The sequence below is a fragment of the Sulfitobacter sp. UBA4523 genome, from assembly GCF_002388305.1.
In the GTDB taxonomy this organism is placed as follows: Bacteria; Pseudomonadota; Alphaproteobacteria; order Rhodobacterales; family Rhodobacteraceae; genus Sulfitobacter; species Sulfitobacter pontiacus.
The window spans coordinates 14,441-16,284 of record NZ_DGMH01000010.1; the positions used below are offsets into that span (position 1 = coordinate 14,441).

The 1,844-nt window shown below is 63.3% G+C and carries 3 protein-coding genes; 2 read left to right on the top strand and 1 reads right to left on the bottom strand.

The features are described 5' to 3' along the window. Window positions 1-59: 59 nt before the first annotated feature. A complete protein-coding gene (locus tag B3849_RS02025; protein WP_009824373.1) occupies window positions 60-353 on the top strand; it encodes a CcdB family protein in 294 nt (97 codons plus the stop codon). Window positions 354-366: 13 nt separating this feature from the next. Here the strand turns inward: B3849_RS02025 and B3849_RS02030 are convergent, their stop codons facing one another. Then, window positions 367-1,002: a glutathione S-transferase family protein gene (locus tag B3849_RS02030; RefSeq protein WP_278425766.1), complete on the bottom strand. Its 636-nt coding sequence runs from the start codon at window positions 1,000-1,002 to the stop codon at window positions 367-369. Between the two features lie 99 nt (window positions 1,003-1,101). Here B3849_RS02030 and B3849_RS02035 point away from each other — a divergent pair. Then, on the top strand, window positions 1,102-1,844 hold a 743-nt coding region (locus tag B3849_RS02035), incomplete at its 3' end, for an SDR family oxidoreductase (RefSeq protein ID WP_286779748.1).

Sequence of the window (1,844 nt, forward strand, 5' to 3'; positions counted from 1 at the left end):
CAAGAGGTAGAGGCCGAGGGCCTGCCGCTTGAACGCTTTCGCAGTTTCTAGGGTGCGTTATGGCGCAGTTTGATGTGTACCGGCTTGCGGGCGGGCAGCTTGTGGTGGATCTGCAAACCGACCTGATTGGCATCGACGCCTCGCGCGTGGTGGCACCGCTGCGCGAGGCGGGGCGGTACGCTGCCTTTCCCGGTCTGACCCCGCAGGTAGAGGTCGACGGCACCGCATGGATCGTGCGGGTGCAAGAGCTGGCCGCCGTGCCCGGCACCGCGCTGCGCGACAAGGTGACCTCGCTTGAGGCAGAGCGCGATGCGTTGAAGCGGGCCTTGGATATCCTGATCGACGGGCTGTGATTGTGCCCGCGGCTTACGGTTCCCCGCGGGGAACCTCGCCCACATCTTTCGGCACTTGATACCCTTTGATCACCGCGTCGCGGGCGCGCAGTGCTTTGTACCAGCGCAACACATTGGGGAATTGCGTCAGGTCCACCCGCTGCCATTCATAGCGCGCGACCCAGGGCCAACAGGCCATATCCGCAATCGAATAGTCACCGCAGATGAAGTCCTGCCCGTCGAGCTGTTTGTCGAGCACGCCGTAAAGCCGCTGGACCTCTGTCGCATAGCGGGTTTCGGCGTAGGGGGCCTTGCCCGGGTTGAACTGCAAGAAGTGATGCGCCTGTCCGGCCATCGGACCCAAGCCGCCCATCTGCCACATCAGCCATTCATGCACCTTGGCACGTCCAATCGCATCGCTCGGCAGGAATTTCCCATATTTATCAGCGAGATACCACATGATCGCGCCGGATTCCATCAGGCAGAGGCCATTGTCATGGTCCTTGATCGCGGGGATCTTGTTATTGGGGCTGATTTTCAGGAAGTCGGGCGCGAATTGGTCGTCTTTGGTGATGTCGATGGGGTGGGCGGTATAGGGGACGCCCAACTCCTCTAGCAGGATAGAGACCTTGCGGCCGTTCGGGGTGGTCCAGGTATAGAGGTCGATCATTGCGGCGTCCTTCGGCTTGCGTCAGGGGGGAAAACGGGTTGCTATGCGCTTGGTATAAATCAGCTTGCGCGGATCACAAAGGCGCAGATCGGGGGGATGATGGAGAGGAAGATTGCACTGGTTACCGGCGGGGGCAGCGGCGTCGGGCGCGCCTGCGCCGCAGCGCTGGCAGAGGCGGGGTTTACGCTGGTGCTGACGGGACGCCGGATGGCCCCGCTAGAGGAGGCCCGCGCCGCGTTGGCGGGGGAGGGGCATCTGGCCATCACCGCCGATGTCGGGGTCGAGGCGGATGTGCTGGCGCTGTTTGACCGGATCGAGGCGCAGTTCGGGCGGTTGGACCTGCTGTTCAACAATGCGGGCGTCAACGCCCCCGCGGTCGAGATTGACGACCTGTCGCTTGACGACTGGAACGCCATTGTGGCCGCGAACCTCACAGGGTCGTTTCTATGCGCGCGCGCGGCCTTCGGGTTGATGAAACGGCAGTCGCCCAAGGGTGGGCGGATCATCAACAACGGGTCGATCTCTGCCCATGTGCCGCGCCCGTTCTCGGCACCCTATACGGCGACGAAACATGCGGTGACGGGGCTGACGCGGTCGCTGTCGCTGGACGGGCGGGCGCATGACATCGCTTGTGGTCAGATCGACATCGGCAATGCCGCCAGCGAGATGACAGAGCAGATGGCCCAGGGTGTGCTGCAACCGGATGGGTCACGTCGGGCAGAGCCGCGCATGGATGCAGAGGATGTGGGCCGCACGCTGGTCTATATGGCAAGCCTGCCACCCGGCTCAAACGCCATGTTCGTGACGGTGATGGCGACCAAGATGCCCTTTATCGGGCGCGG

Bases quoted from the DNA above. Each gene is read 5' to 3' on its own strand.
- B3849_RS02030 (WP_278425766.1), bottom strand. From the start codon at position 1,002: ATGATCGACCTCTATACCTGGACCACCCCGAACGGCCGCAAGGTCTCT.
- B3849_RS02025 (WP_009824373.1), top strand. From the start codon at position 60: ATGGCGCAGTTTGATGTGTACCGGCTTGCGGGCGGGCAGCTTGTGGTG.